The sequence below is a fragment of the Fibrobacter sp. genome, assembly GCA_017503015.1.
GTDB lineage: Bacteria > Fibrobacterota > Fibrobacteria > Fibrobacterales > Fibrobacteraceae > Fibrobacter.
This window is the reverse complement of the sequence record JAFVTX010000003.1, coordinates 1-14,286: the sequence shown is the minus strand read 5'-3', so window position 1 is coordinate 14,286 and position 14,286 is coordinate 1. Positions and strand designations below refer to the sequence as shown.

Annotated in this window: 15 protein-coding genes; 12 read left to right on the top strand and 3 right to left on the bottom strand. The window is 49.2% G+C overall.

Annotation, left to right across the window (positions count from 1 at the left end; translation table 11 throughout):
* The first annotated feature begins 21 nt into the window (after positions 1–21).
* The 5 genes from IKB43_00965 (at position 22) to IKB43_00945 (ending at position 3,944) form a co-directional block, all read left to right on the top strand.
* Entirely contained in the window at positions 22–408 is a 387-nt protein-coding gene (locus tag IKB43_00965; GenBank protein MBR2468717.1) for a hypothetical protein, read from the top strand.
* Between the two features lie 18 nt (positions 409–426).
* Positions 427–990 (top strand): hypothetical protein, encoded by a 564-nt coding sequence (locus IKB43_00960; GenBank protein MBR2468716.1) that lies wholly within the window; start codon positions 427–429, stop codon positions 988–990.
* Entirely contained in the window at positions 980–1,615 is a 636-nt protein-coding gene (locus tag IKB43_00955; protein ID MBR2468715.1) for a nicotinate-nicotinamide nucleotide adenylyltransferase, read from the top strand. The genes IKB43_00960 and IKB43_00955 overlap by 11 nt, the downstream gene beginning before the upstream one ends.
* 125 nt (positions 1,616–1,740) lie before the next feature.
* Positions 1,741–2,922: a DUF2914 domain-containing protein gene (locus IKB43_00950; protein MBR2468714.1), complete on the top strand. Its 1,182-nt coding sequence runs from the start codon at positions 1,741–1,743 to the stop codon at positions 2,920–2,922.
* Between the two features lie 14 nt (positions 2,923–2,936).
* Positions 2,937–3,944: an RluA family pseudouridine synthase gene (locus IKB43_00945; protein MBR2468713.1), complete on the top strand. Its 1,008-nt coding sequence runs from the start codon at positions 2,937–2,939 to the stop codon at positions 3,942–3,944.
* Here the strand turns inward: IKB43_00945 and IKB43_00940 are convergent.
* From IKB43_00940 to IKB43_00930, 3 genes are read right to left on the bottom strand one after another with little or no spacing between them, the layout of a single operon-like run.
* Positions 3,916–5,328 carry a hypothetical protein gene (locus tag IKB43_00940; protein ID MBR2468712.1) on the bottom strand — a complete coding sequence of 471 codons (1,413 nt, stop codon included), beginning with the start codon at positions 5,326–5,328 and terminating at the stop codon, positions 3,916–3,918. The genes IKB43_00945 and IKB43_00940 overlap by 29 nt on opposite strands.
* Entirely contained in the window at positions 5,312–6,214 is a 903-nt protein-coding gene (locus IKB43_00935) for a glycosyltransferase family 2 protein (protein MBR2468711.1), read from the bottom strand. Before IKB43_00935 ends, IKB43_00940 begins: the two co-directional genes overlap by 17 nt.
* Positions 6,214–7,164: a glycosyltransferase gene (locus IKB43_00930; GenBank protein ID MBR2468710.1), complete on the bottom strand. Its 951-nt coding sequence runs from the start codon at positions 7,162–7,164 to the stop codon at positions 6,214–6,216. The genes IKB43_00935 and IKB43_00930 overlap by 1 nt, the downstream gene beginning before the upstream one ends.
* A 55-nt stretch (positions 7,165–7,219) precedes the next feature.
* Here IKB43_00930 and IKB43_00925 point away from each other — a divergent pair, with 55 nt between their 5' ends.
* The 7 genes from IKB43_00925 to IKB43_00895 form a co-directional block, all read left to right on the top strand.
* Positions 7,220–8,395, top strand: coding sequence for a glycosyltransferase family 4 protein (locus tag IKB43_00925; protein ID MBR2468709.1), 1,176 nt, complete (start codon positions 7,220–7,222; stop codon positions 8,393–8,395).
* 387 nt (positions 8,396–8,782) lie between these two features.
* Positions 8,783–9,388, top strand: coding sequence for a WxcM-like domain-containing protein (locus tag IKB43_00920; protein MBR2468708.1), 606 nt, complete (start codon positions 8,783–8,785; stop codon positions 9,386–9,388).
* Positions 9,389–10,342 (top strand): GNAT family N-acetyltransferase, encoded by a 954-nt coding sequence (locus IKB43_00915; GenBank protein ID MBR2468707.1) that lies wholly within the window; start codon positions 9,389–9,391, stop codon positions 10,340–10,342.
* A gap of 41 nt (positions 10,343–10,383) precedes the next feature.
* Complete coding sequence (locus IKB43_00910) at positions 10,384–11,457, top strand: DegT/DnrJ/EryC1/StrS family aminotransferase (GenBank protein ID MBR2468706.1); 1,074 nt, start codon at positions 10,384–10,386, stop codon at positions 11,455–11,457.
* A 14-nt stretch (positions 11,458–11,471) separates the two neighbouring features.
* Entirely contained in the window at positions 11,472–12,728 is a 1,257-nt protein-coding gene (locus IKB43_00905; protein MBR2468705.1) for an O-antigen translocase, read from the top strand.
* Between the two features lie 20 nt (positions 12,729–12,748).
* Positions 12,749–13,693 carry a glycosyltransferase gene (locus IKB43_00900; GenBank protein MBR2468704.1) on the top strand — a complete coding sequence of 315 codons (945 nt, stop codon included), beginning with the start codon at positions 12,749–12,751 and terminating at the stop codon, positions 13,691–13,693.
* Positions 13,694–13,705: 12 nt separating this feature from the next.
* The coding region (locus IKB43_00895) for a glycosyltransferase (protein ID MBR2468703.1) at positions 13,706–14,286 on the top strand (581 nt) is incomplete at its 3' end.

Below are 14,286 nucleotides of genomic sequence, written 5' to 3'. Positions count from 1 at the left end.
GTGGATATTGCATCCAAGATAATGCTGGTGGCATCCATTGTGATGATGGGCTATAACGCATCGGAATTTTTGGCCAGTTTTCAGTCTCTTTCTGAAAAGGCGGGAGAGCTGAAGGAAATGGCCCGGGTAAACGGAGCTAGCGAAGGGGCTATGCGCCGGTCCAATTTTTTGCTTTCTTTCGTTCTTTCGTCGGTTTATGTTGCCCTGACTTGTTTTTCGGGGCTCGCTATATGGGTGACGGTTTTTGTCGCCATAAAATTGGCCTTGACCCTGGTCGGCTCTGATTTGGCCTTGCTCCAGATTTTACGGACTGGCGATTTTTCCCGAAAAACCTATTTATTGTCCAAGGGGGATGCTTTTTTGAACGCCCTGCTTGGGCTTGTCATTGCGCTTTTTTTAGTTTTGTAGATAGTAGATGGACTCTATATGAAACCTCGTTTTTTGCGAACATTACTCTTTTTCCTAGCCTTTTCTGTGGCAGGTGCATTTGCCCAGGATGGCGGAACCTTGGCAGGAATCCGTACGCCTCTGTTCTTGGGCGGTGCTCTTGGTTTTGGTTCGGGAACGGGAGTGGGTGCAAGCCAGGGCCTTGGCCTACGGCAGATTGAGCCCATGATTGGCGTTTGGTACCCTGGTCTTGGATTCTTGAGGGTCGGGTATGGATTTTTTGATTATCAAGAAGAATCTGACGATGAAAAGTACGAGATAGACCATTCAAATTTCGATGTGGAGTTGGGAATCCATGCCTGGAGCCTATTCTACATTACTGGTTCTTATTCCAGGGCCAAGGAACTCAGTGACTTGGGCGACATCGCCTGGAATGAATGGGGGGCCGGATTCGGCTCTGTTGTCAACATTTTTACGACTTCTATGCTCTTTGCCGAAGTCAGCTACCGCTGGGTGCTGGACCATTACGACCCCTTTATGGGGAAATCGGTTTCCGGAAGCCGCATCCAGCTCAATTTCGGGTTTGCCGCTTATGTCTTCTAAGACCGTTGCCGTCATGGGCGGGGCATTTGACCCGGTCCATAGGGACCATGTTTATGTGGCGGAACTTTGCCTAAAGAAAGGCTTCTGCGACGAGGTCTGGTTTATGCCCAGCCCCGACCGCTGGGACAAGATTATCAATGCGTCTCCGGAACACCGTTTCAAGATGCTGGAAATGGCAACCGGCCATGAACCCCGCTTTATTCTTTCGGACTTGGAAATCGAGCAGGGGGATTACCGGGGAACCTATATTTTCTTAAAAGGCTTGCGAGAAAAGTTTCCCGACATCAATTTCCGTTTGCTGACCGGTGCCGATAGTTACGAGACCATGCCCCAGTGGCGAGACCCCTTGCATTTTTACGGTACGGAATTTAACGGTGAACAGTTGATGAAGGAATTCGAAATCATCGTGTTTGCCCGCGCTGGCTCTCCAATAATCGATCCTGCTGAACACAAGGCCAAGGGCTATGCCGGTATGTTCTGGCTTGGACCCAAGGAAGGTTTTGTGGGCCGCTTTTCCAGTACTGAAATCCGCCGGAGCCTGTTGAAGAACAGGGGCGTTTGCCCCGAAGGCTTGCTACCCGAAATTTACCGCTACATTCTGGACAACAATCTCTATGGGGCTTAAAGATGCAGGCGAAGGAACGGATTGAAAAATTAAGGGCGACCCCCATTGTCCAGCGGGTTGAGAAGTTTTTCCCTGCTATCGCTTTTCTGGCGGGATTCGGTTGGGATTCCATTACCCTCGGTACCATGGTCTATGGTTCCGACCTGCTGATTCTTTTGGCGTATTACGTTGGCGCTTTTATTCTAGTGATTTTGTTGTCGGCTAAGCTGGACCACCCGGAAGGTTGGACTAAGGAACGTCTTGCCGCTGTGGCGAAAGCTCAGGGGGTTCAGGCGGCTCCAGGGCCTGCCACCTCCAAGGAACCCCAGACCAAGGTCGAAGAAGTTGCGGAAAAACTTAAATCTGCTGCCGAAAACAAGGCTCAACAAATTGCCGACAAAATCGGCTACGAATCGACGGCAGTTCCCGTCAATGCTATCGTGGTGCATCATCGTTTTTTAGACAGGGAATGGAGTCCGGTATGGAAAGCCCGTTTTACCTGGGCAGTCCAGTTCCTGTTCGGTGGCCTGTTCAGTGCACTGGTGGTCTGTTATTTCAAGAGTAGCGGTTCCCTGGCGTCGTTCTTGCTGGTCATTGCCCTTGCGTGCATGCTGGTGGGCAATGAATTCTTGCAGAAAAAGTACGAAAGCTTTGGTGTGAGCCTTGCCTTTTTCTGCTTGTTGGGAACCATGTTCCTGAATTTTATCATTCCCCACGTTGTACATCGGATCGGTTTTTTTTGGTTCCTGCTCAGCACTCTTCTTTCCTTGGGGCTTTGCGTTTGGATCTGGAAAATTTCGCACCGGAGCAAGGCGGTTTTGGTTGCACCGGTCTTTATCAGTTCCCTGTTGATTGTAGCCTACTTGATGAACTGGGTGCCGCCGGTTCCTCTCGTGCTGAAACAGCAGATTCCCTGCCAGAATTTTGACCGCAAGAATTTCTCCTGCGACGTGGATGCTCCAGGATTTTTGCAGAAGCTCGGCCTGCAGGCACCTTCGGTACACAAGGCTCCCGATGGGGAGGTGTATTTCTTGGCCGCCGTCTATGCGCCGGCCGCCTTGAAGGCGGAGCTGGAGTACCGCTGGTATTACAAGGACCCCTCTACGGGGGAGTACCGCCTTACGGATAAGATTTCTTCTGGCCGTATGGTCATCAATGGCGGTCGTGAACAGGGATTCCGGAGCTATTCCAAGAAGAGCAAGGTCCCGGCAGGCAAGTACCGCGTAGAGACCGCCTACAAGGACGGTGCGGTGATTGGTTCACTGGCCTTCGACGTGATAGATGAACTTCGGGATTCTTCGGGCTACGTCAGGGATTCTCTCAGGTGAGTGCCCCCAAGGATATGTTCTTTGAAAGCGAAGTCCGGCCGGAACAGAACGGCCGGCTTTTGCTGGACAGTCTTTCGGAGCGGTTCACCTACCACAGTCGTGAAGAATGGTCCGAAAAAATTTCTCGCGGGCTGGTGACAATTAACGGCAATCCCGCGACGCTTGAAACGCTGGGCCACAGGGGCGACAAGGTAATCTACCATGTGGAAAACTACAGCGAACCCGACGTGCCCACCCATTACGAGACTCTTTTCGAAGACGAGGAATTTTTGCTGGTGGCAAAGCCTGCCGGAGTTCCTGTCCATCATACGGGTCGGATTTTCTACAACACCTTTACCGCCATTATCCGTCGGGGCTTTGACTGCGAGACGGCTACTCCCATGCACCGTCTGGATAGGGATACCGGCGGAATCATGCTGTTTGCCAAAAGTGCCGATACGGCGTCAAGGTTCCAGAAACATCTGGACCGGATTCTGCTCCGTAAGTTCTATCTGGCGGTAGTTCCTGGGGAATTTCCCGAAGGGGAAGTCCGTTGCGACTTGCCGCTTTCGGAAAATCCGTCGGCACCTATCCGTATCAAGATGTACCATACTCCGGGCGGAAAGCCTTGCTCTACGGTGTTCAGGAGGCTTGCCGTTTTGCCGGGTGCTGTGGCAAAATCAGCTTCGCCAGAAACTGCTGCCGAAAACTCCTGCCGTTCCCTGGTGGAATGTGAACTGTTGACCGGTCGCAAGCACCAGATTCGTGCCCACCTCGCAGAACTGGGGTTCCCCATCGTTGGAGACCGGCTGTACAGTTTCGATGGAAAATTCTACCAGAAGATGTCCGGCGGTGGTTCGCTATCCGAAGAGGACTTTGACCTTTTGGGGGCTCACCATCAGATGCTCTATGCCTACAAGGTGCAAGTGCAGCTGCCCTACTGGGATGAACCCAGGGTGTTTACGGATTTTCATTTTCCAGACGAAATGGCGGCGACCCTAAAGCCCGTGGACGTTACCACTGCAGGCTCCCTGCCGCTCTAGCCGTATAGCCTTCGTAGTCCCCGAAGAATCGGGAATAACCGGCTTCTACCGAAATAAATTCCCAGGGCGTAATCTTCAGGGAACCGCCGAATTCCGTGTATTCGTCTGTCCAGCCTTTCTTCAAGAAATGCTTGTCGGTGGGGCTGTCGGGAGTGTGGATGTCCCGGATGTGGCTTCCGAAGTTGTTGCACTTTTTGACCATGCTTGCAAAGAGGGTCATGTCGACAAAGCCGATATGGGCGTCCAGTTCCGTGTACAGTTCTTCGCTATTGGGGCCAAGATTGCTCCCTAGACTCTGGTTGTAATGGGCGTAGGTGTAGCCGCCCCCCTTGTGGTGGGTATAGACCCAGGGCTCTATGCGGGTGAATTCGGTGAACCAGCCGAACAGGGCAGGGCCCAGGCGCAGGCTGTCACGGGCAATGCCTATGGAGGCGGCCCACTTGTTGCCCCACCAGCTGTCGTCGAACATGCTGGTGGGCGACTTCATGTCGTCCCACAGGAGTTCTCCATAAAGTTCCCAGTGGCGGATGGTCTTGACGTTTAAATCAAAGGCCAAGGAGATGTTGTCCCGGTCCCCTTGCAGGTGCTCCTGGAACACGTAGGGGATAAAGGGAATCACGTAGGCCCATTCAAAATCCCGGTAGGTACTGTCAGCGTCGGGATTGGGATTTGTTCCTGCATGTTCCGTAGTTTCCCCGTAAAGGGCTGTTTCCGAAAGGCCGAAGGTGATGTTTTCCGGCAGGTTCAGGTTCAGTCGATGGACGTGGACGTACTTGTTGTAGCCTTTTTTCTCAAAGAGCTTGGCCGCGTACTGGGTGTATTCTACGGGTCCCAATTCGAATCGGTAACCGAAATAGGGGGTAGGGGCGGGCTTTTGCAAACGGCTGCTGCTGTCTTGCCAGGGTCGGTAGGGGTTCTGTTCGCCTCGGAGAATCACGTGGTTCCTGCGGGCGGGACCCATGCTCAGGTAGTCAAATCCGGCGAGGAGCGTCACCGGGTCCAGCTGGTAACTGGCGTGGGCCGCAAACAGGTCCCAGGTCCGGCGGTTGTCGCTCTGCTTGTTGTAGGGGATGCCTTCTTCGGGGTTGTAACTGTGGCCTAGAATTTCCCGGTTGGTATAGTCCGTGTTGACGTTGACCCGGGCCGCAAATAAGAACTTGTCGGTAAAGTGACCATCCAGAAAGAACCGGACGGACATGGAATTGTCGTAGTGGGTGGGGGCGTTTTTCAGGTTGGTGACGGTCAGGGAGTCCTTAAGTTGGGCTCCGATATTTACCTCGTGGTGCCGGGCGGAGTCGACAAACGAAACGTGTGCATTTTCTGCAAACGTTGCCTGCAGAAATATAAGAATGAGGCTTGCTGTAAATTTAATCTTGAATTTCATAGTAGCCACCATTTTCTTCGATGAATTTTTTTAGCCTTTTTGAGGAAATGGTTATTTCGATGATTTTTAGGACCCTCTTGAACTGAAGTCGCTTTACACGCAGGGCAAGAGATATTAAAAAGCCTATCCAAATGCCAATACTAGGAAAATTGTTCCGCCTGGCAAAATGAATTCGATTTCGAATCATCAGGCAATCGATAAAGAAGGGAACTTTGCCTTTGGCGGTTTCGCTCCCGGTGCTTGAGCCAATTCGATGGACGACGATGCTTTCGGTTGCCCAGGCAAGTGTAAAACCTGCTTTTTTCGCCCTAAAACAATAATCACTTTCTTCAAAATACAAAAAGAAATCTTCGCACAATAAACCGATTGTCTTGATGCAGTCAGGGGAGATTAAAAAAGAAGATCCTTCGACATAGTCAAAGTGTGGAATGTTTCTGCGTTGCGGGGCTGATGGACGACTTACCGAGGCAAATTTGGAATGGGTCAATCCGACTCCACCGATATAGCGATTTTGTTCATTTACAATAAGGGAACCTGTTATGCCTGCATGTGATTCTGTTGCTTTCTCTAGTAGTTTTTCAAGAGCCACCTCTGATGGCTCGGTATCGTTGTTTAAAAACCATATGTAACCATGAAAACCATCTTTGATGGCTTTAGTCGCTCCCAAGTTGCATGCTGGTGCAAAGCCGATGTTCCGCTCGTTCCAAATAAACTGGATTGGTAAAGAAAAAACTTCGGCCTTAAAAATATCTTGGGATTCAGAACTTGTTCCATTGTCAACAACATAAATCCTGTCGGGCTTGATTGTACCGTGTTCCAACGCATGCAGGCAACGTATGGTCAATTCGGCATTTTTATAGTTGACAAGGACAGTGCAAACCGGCATTACGACCTCCCCATCAACTTAACTGCAAGTTTAGCTCCGATGATTCCGTACAAAACACGTGGAATCAAGGCGTATTTTTTTGTGATGTGTGGGTACAAGGAATGAGTGTTTCGGAGAATCCAGAAAAGATAACCTGGCAGGAGAATTTTAGAAAGACGCTTTTCGACATAGCCAATATAGTCGTTCAGAAATTTTTGGTCGTCTTGTTTCAACTTTAGAAAATGTCGTGTTTCTCGAATCATTTTTGCCCACTGCAGGTTTAGCTTCAAATTGCCTGTCCATGTGTGTGAATGGCCGAGACCAATGGCGTTAGAATCGTGAATACGGTACTGGATAACAGGGTGATTAATTGAAATATAACCGTTTCTTGCTGAAGCACAGAATGTAATCCATTGGTCGTGGACGGGAGCTTCTAGAGGGATCGGGAGAATATCTTTGAGAAGGCTAGCTCTAAAAATGACCATGCAGCCGGTCACATTGGTAAAGCCGGTCATAATAGCTCGTAGGGAAAGATGCTCGGGAATACTTCCGAAGGTACGCCATGAATCGGCAATTTTGCGCCCTTCGGCATCAATAACGTTGGCATCTCCCAAAATAAGGTCAACATTATGGCGTTGAATTTCCCTAATTAAAAGTTCATGTTTTTCTGGAAGCCAAATGTCATCTTGGTCGGCAAGAGCAATAAGGTCGTTTTCGGTAAGTGTTTTTTGTGCTTCTTCAAGAGCTCTGGCAAAAGCAATTCGGTGCCCCTGATTGTGTTCAAACTTAATGGTTTTTAGGGGAAGGGTGCCGGTATATCTTTCAAGTATCTTTACAGTCGAATCGGTAGAGCCGTCGTCAACGACAATGACAGAATCAGCAGGTCTTGTTTGATTGACGAGCGAATCCAGCATTTGCGAAAGATATTTTTCGCCATTGTACGTAGTCATTACGACGCATAGTTTTGTCATATTCCACAATATAAAATATAATTTTTATATATTGTGCAATTGTTGGAATTTGAATATGAAAAAAATCCTATTTGTTTGCGATAAGAACGAGTGTACAAGTTTTGGACGCTTGACATTGAACCTTGTTAGGGCGGTGTCCAAAGAATTCGAAACACATGTTTTGTGGATGAAAACACCCAAGTTCTTTCCAAATCCAGAGCATACGGCTGATGGCGGTAAGATCGTCGCAGACCCTCGTACGTATACGGCACATGAGGTATGGGTTAAGTCTCTTTATACGGGATTTTGGAGCCTGCGCAAACCTGTGTATGATTGCGTTCGAAACATAAAACCAGACATAGTATTTTTTATTCGTCCAGAGCTTGGTTTCTTGATTTCATCGGCGAAAAAGGCGATTGAAAAAACAAAAGGGGAAGGTGGCCCCGACGCAAAGACGGTTTTGTATTTGCATGACGATTTTGCTGAAACCCAGTATCCCCACAACATCAAGTTTATCTTGCTCAACAAGTTCTATATCAATCCAACGTTGAATGCCGATGGCTTTGTGTTTAATTCTGAATGGACAAAGAACGCCGTATGCAGGCATTTTGGACCGCGTATGGCGAATGCTCCGGGTGCAGTTATTGGTTGCCCGATTGACGGAACTGTGTTTAAGCGTTTGGAAACGCAGAAAACACCTGAGGAACGTGAAGCTTTTCGCCGTAGGTATGGTATTAAGAATTACAAGTCGATGTGCGTGCATGTGGGGCTTGCTGAACCGCGAAAGAATGTGGAAACCTATTATGAAATGGCCCGCATGCGCCCAGATGTTGCGTTTGTCCGCGTGGGTAAGTTGACTCCGCATTATCGGTCCATTATAGATGAAAAAAAACTTTATAACGTTTTTCATTTTCCAGAATTCAATGCGCCTGAGTTGCGGGAATTTTATTATCATGCGGAGCTAATGGTGTATCCATCATTGCTTGAGGGATTTGGTCTTCCTCCAGTGGAAGCAATCAGTTGCGGGACGCCCGCTGTTGCTGGTGCAACGACAGCGTTGCTTGAAAACCTGGAAGGGGTGTGTCCGCTCATTGATCCGCCGACTGATGCTGCGGCATACGTGAAAGTGCTAGATCGGGTGCTTGCTGGCGAAAAAATCGTGAACGAAGAAAATGCTAAAAAATTACTGGATCGAGTTTCCATTGAATCATATTCAAAACGTGTTGTTGAATTTTTGAATTTGATGACTTGAAATCAGAAATGGTAAAAGTCTACACTGTTGCCCTAGTCTTGTCGTGAATGTAGAAACACTATAGAGTCATTAGCTTTTTTTGTATATTGATAGTTGAATATGCCGATTTTTGAAGAAAAGGCGCAAATCGTCCAGTTTCCTAAGTTTCTCGATGAACGCGGGAACTTGAGTGTGGTGGAATCGCAAAAACAAGTGCCTTTCCGGTTTCGCCGTTGTTACTGGATTTACGATGTTCCCGGTGGCGAACTACGCGGAAGCCACGCCTTCAAGAACCAACACGAAGTGATTGTCGCCCTTTCGGGGAGCTTCGACGCCGTGATTCACGATGGCAAGGAAGAAAAGCGCTATTCGCTTTCTCGCTCCTATTACGGGCTCTACCTGCCACCCATGCACTACCGTACGCTTGACAACTTCTCGACGAACTCCCTTGCGCTCGTAATTTCGTCAACCCCGTACGAGGAAGATGACTACATCTGGGAACGTGACGAGTTCTGCCGGATTAAGTCCGCGTGGACGCCGCTACCGCTACAATATGCGCCTGACGCCGTGAGTGATAAAGCTCCGGACATTGTCGCCGTGAAGGCCGCGACCATAGATGACTGTGCCCTTTTGACACTCCCTCGCCATAGCGAACGTTCGGGAAGCCTGACCTCGCTCGAGAACTCCAAGGACATTCCTTTCGACGTGAAGCGCATCTTTTACCTGTACGATATTCCCGGTGGCGAGAACCGCGGTGGGCACGCCCACAAGGAATGCCACCAGATGCTGGTGGCGGCGAGCGGAGCTTTTGACGTGAAGGTTTCCGACGGCAAGAACGAGAAGATTTACAGGCTGGACCGTCCGTACTACGGCCTGCATGTCCCGCCCGGAGTCTGGGCCGAAGAACTGAATTTCTCTTCGGGCTCCATCTGCCTAGTATTGACTTCGCACGAGTTTGACGAGAGCGACTACTGGCGCAGTTACGGCAAGTACCTCGAATTCAAGAAGGCTTAGATGGCGTGGCTTGAAATTACAGCGGACGAGTACGCTCGCCATTTTGCAAATCCGGTCGCCTGTTACATGAAGGCGGATTTCAATATGTTGAATGCGGAGAAGGTGGACGTAGTCCGTTTCTTTGCGTTTGAAGACAACGGAATGCGCATTGGCCTTGCCGTGGGCGAGAAGGGCGATGAGTGGCGCTCTCCTTACTCGGCTCCTTTTTGCGGTTTTGTCTGCTCCCAGATACAGACGATTGCGTGCCTGAATTTTGCTATGCGTGAATTGAAGGACTTGCTGCTCTTGCAGAAGAAGTCCTTTAAGGTTACGCTGCCACCAATTTTTTATGATCGGATGCTTTATTCCAAGGTTGTGTCGGCGCTACTCCAGAATGGATTTCGGCAATCGTATGCTAACCTGAATTATGCGTTTGATTTTACGGACTCGACACCGTACGAAAAACGCCTCCATTACATGGGTGCGCGAAATTACAAGCAGTTTGCCCATAGCGAGTGCGCTTTTACGCAGGAAACAGCTGTAGAACAGCAGCGCCGCGTCTACGGTTTTATTCAGGATCACTACAAGGCGAAGGGCTATACGCTGTGGATGAAGTTTGAGGACTTGAAGAAAACAGCAGAAATTATTCCCATTGATTTTTGCCTGTTGCGTGTAGATGGCTTCCCGGTGGCATCGACTATCATTTACAGGGTCAGCGACAAGGTTGCGCAGATGATTTACTGGGGTGCCGACCAGTCCGCCTTGGACAAGCGCCCCCTGAATGTGATTGCTCGTGAAATGTTTCGGTATTACCGGGAACAGGGCTTTGATTATCTTGATCTCGGGCCGGCGGCATCGGACGGGATTGCGAGCGAGGGCCTTTGTACTTTCAAGGAAAGCGTAGGTTGCTTCGCTGATTTGAAGTATACGTTTGAGTTCGACGGTTGCGAACCGGCGGGAGAGAGCTATCGGTGAAGATTCCCTTTTTGAATTTGAAGCAGGTGAACGCACCATACATGGATGCGTTAAAAAACACTGCAACTGCGGTCGTAGAGTCCGGATGGTACATCCGTGGCTCCTATTGCGAACGTTTTGAGCGAGAATTTGCCGCCTATTGCGGACGTGCGTATGGGGTGGGTGTCGGGAACGGCCTGGACGCCTTGACCTTGATGCTCCGCGCATCCATAGAGCTTGGGCGGTTCAAACCGGGCGATGAGATTCTAGTGCCCGCGAACACGTACATCGCAACGATACTTGCCGTGAGAGCTGCTGGGCTTGTGCCTGTATTGGTGGAACCTTGTCGCGATTCCTGTAATCTAGATGTAGACTGTTTGCAAGAGGCTTGTTCACCAAAAACACGTGCAATTTTGGTTGTTCACCTTTACGGTCGTTTGGCGGATATGCCAGCTATTTGTACTTTTGCAAAATCACATAACATACTCGTGTTTGAAGATGTTGCCCAGGCTCATGGAGCTTTTTTAGACGAAAAAAATTTCTTATCAAATGCTGCAGCCTACAGTTTCTACCCGACAAAGAACCTGGGCGCACTGGGTGATGCTGGCATGGTTGTCACTGACGATGCGGAATTGGCTCGTATTGTGCGCATGCTCGGCAACTACGGTTCCGAAACGAAATACGTAAATCAATATGTTGGTGTGAATTCTCGACTGGATGAAATACAGGCTGCGGTGTTGTTAGAAAAAATGAAGCATTTAAATAATTGGAACAATCGTCGCCGAGAAATTGCGGCTCGGTATTGCTCCGAAATCAAGAACCCGCTGGTTCGTTTGACGCCTCTGCCTGCAAACCCTAATGCTCACGTATGGCATGTGTTTCCTGTTTTTTGCGAGCGGCGGGACGAACTACAGGAATTCCTGAAGGCTCGTGGAATTGAGACTCTTGTCCATTATCCTATTCCACCTCATTTGCAGGAGGCTTTTGTGGGTGCCGTAGATCGCGGGGAACTCCGCCATGGGGCACTTCCCCTTACCGAGGAACTAGCTCGCACGGAACTCAGCATACCTATGGGCCCCTCCTTGAGCGATGAACAGGTCGCATACGTTATAGAATCTATAAATGCTTTTATTTGATGAAATCCTCTGATTTGAAATTTGCGAAACTTTTTGCAGGCTCCGGGGCGGTAACCCTGGTGAACGCCATCCGGGCATTTGCCATTAACAAACTGTTGGCTATTTTCTTGCCGCCGGCGGCATTTGCCTGTGTGGGACAATTCCTCAATCTGATGAGTATCGGCACAGCAACGTCTTCTCTTGCCTTGCAGAATGGTTGGACAGCCCTTACCGCCCAAAACAAGAATTCTAAAGAAAAGCTGCTGGGTATTTGGCGGGGCGGGCTTCGCTTAACCACGTTTGCAAGTTTGTTTACCTTTATTGCAGCGCTTCTGTTCTGTTTCATGGCCCCGCTAGACACCCTCTTGCCGGGAATCCCCACTCGCCTTGCCCAGGCGGCAATCCTGTTTGCCTTGCCTGGCATTTTTGCCACAAATATTATAACCATTACGGCTGCAGTCATGAATGGCCTTGACGAGAACCGCAAATGGGCGACCATCAATATTGCGTCATCTATCTGGCAAGTGCTCTGGGTTGCGTTTTTCTTGTTTACGGGTCGACTTTCCGTTCTTTCGATTATTGCGACCCAATCCATCGTAGCGGCGTTCTTTGCCATCCGCATAGCAAGTCAGGCGGGCTTTAGCGTTAAATATATTTGGAAAACGGCTCTTGATACCCGCAGACCATGGCTGTCCTATGCCCTCATGGGACTTGTCCCCATGGCGCTCACTCCGGTAGTGCTCACGGTCATGCGTCTTACGGTGGCTTCCAATTTTGGTAACGATGCGGCGGGAATCTGGCAAAGTGTCTGGAAGGTTTCTGATTTTCTGTTCATGGCGATGTCGGCGATTCTCACTGTGATCATTTTGCCAAAAGTTTCTCCCAAAATGTCTCGGGCTGATTTCTTTGGTATGTTCCACCCAGTTTTGCTTCGGGTCATGGGAATATCCCTCGTGATGATAGCCACGTTGTATTTTGGCAGGAGTCTCCTGGTTCAGGTGCTGTTTTCTTCGGCCTATATGGGGGCGGTGGACTACATGCCGCTTCAGCTTGTTGGTGATTTTTTCAGGGCCGGCGGATATGCCCTAGCCCTTGTGCTAATTGCTCGGGCAGAAACGGTGAAGTTTATAACCGTTGAAATATGTTCAGAGATTTTCTTGTCTGTCGGAACGCTTGTTGGAGTCAAGCTTGTCGATTTTAATGGTCCCATGCTTGCCTATGCTACGGAAAATTTCTTGTATCTAGTCACACTTTACATCTTGGTTCGGAGGCTCAAGTGGAATACTCCGTAACCAACATGTTTGCCGAAAAGATGACCGAGAATGTCTATGTGAAGGCCTTCGCTCAAGGAGTCGAGACAGAACAGCGGGAGCTTCCGCCTGTAGTGTCGGTGCTTATGGCGAGTTACAACCACGAAAAATTCGTGGAAGAAGCGGTCCGTTCGGTGATGGCGCAGAAGGGTGTCACTTTTGAACTCATTGTTATCGATGACGGCAGCACGGATAAGTCTCCTGAAATTCTAGAGAAACTTTCCTCCGAATTGCGATTTACCTATGTCCATCGCGAAAATAGGGGAGTCGTGGCTACCATGAACGAACTCTTGTCCATGGCGCGTGGCAAGTATTTTTGTTCATTTGCCTCAGACGATATAATGCCACCGGATCGGTTGAAAGTCCAGAGCGAATTTTTGATAAATCACCCACAGTACAAGGCCTGCTTTGGTCAAATCCATACAATGGACGAAAATGGGGTTGTGAATCCAAATCCTGACCCGAGGTATTTGAAATCTGTTCCCGAAGTTTCCTTTGAAGAGTTTTTTTTGGGTAAAAAGGAAATTCACGGCTGTTCTGAAATGATAGACGTGGCGGAGTTCCGTCGGCTCGGTGGTTATAATGCATCCTGCTTTCAGGAAGATTTTCCCATGATTCTCAAGTTAGTGTATGAATATGGAAAAGTCCCTGTCATTAGCTGCAACTGCTGTCATTACCGCATTCATGGGAACAATTTGTCGTCGTTGAAAAATAAAGAGACGATAAACAAGATCTACGAGGGAATGCTTAGGGCAATTGATTGCTACAAAGGTCATTCATTATATTCAAAGGCTCGCCAGGCGTTTAAGACGGCCTGGTTTTCTGCCTTGGCGTACAACAATAAGGGGGAGGCTCTAAAGCGACTTCCTCAGTTGGCGTCGTTTTCGATGGGCTTTGTTAAGCGGTTGCCCAAGTTGTTTATCCCTAGTGTGTTTTTGAAGCATTAGGGGGTGGTGGATATGATTTCGGTCTGCATGGCGACATATAACGGCGGTAAATTTATCCGCGAACAGCTGGAAACTATTCTTTCGCAGTTGCCCACTGATGCCGAAGTTATTGTCGCTGACGATGGCACGACTGACGATACCCTCGCTATTGTGAATTCTTTTGGTGATGGACGCATTCGTGTGTTGCCCGCCGAAAAGCATCTGGGCGTTATCTATAATTATGAACGTGCTCTGCAGGCATCTAAGGGGGAATTCATCTTCCTCGCCGATCAAGATGATATTTGGCTTCCTGGAAAAGTGGAGAAGGTTCTTGCAGCGTTGAATGATGGCGACCTCGTTGTTCACGATGCGTGGATGCTTCGACCTTTCGAGCCGTCCGGTTCCTCGTGGGTTCGCGATGGCAAGTTGAGCGAAATTCGCCCTTACACGAAGGGGGTGTTTGCCAATTGGTGGAAAAATTCCTTTACGGGTTGCTGTATGGCATTCCGCCGGAGTATCTTGGATAGGGCTCTTCCATTCCCCAGAAATCTTCCCATGCACGATCAATGGTTAGGGCTTGTTGCTGAGAAATTTTTTAGGGTGTCGTATGTTGC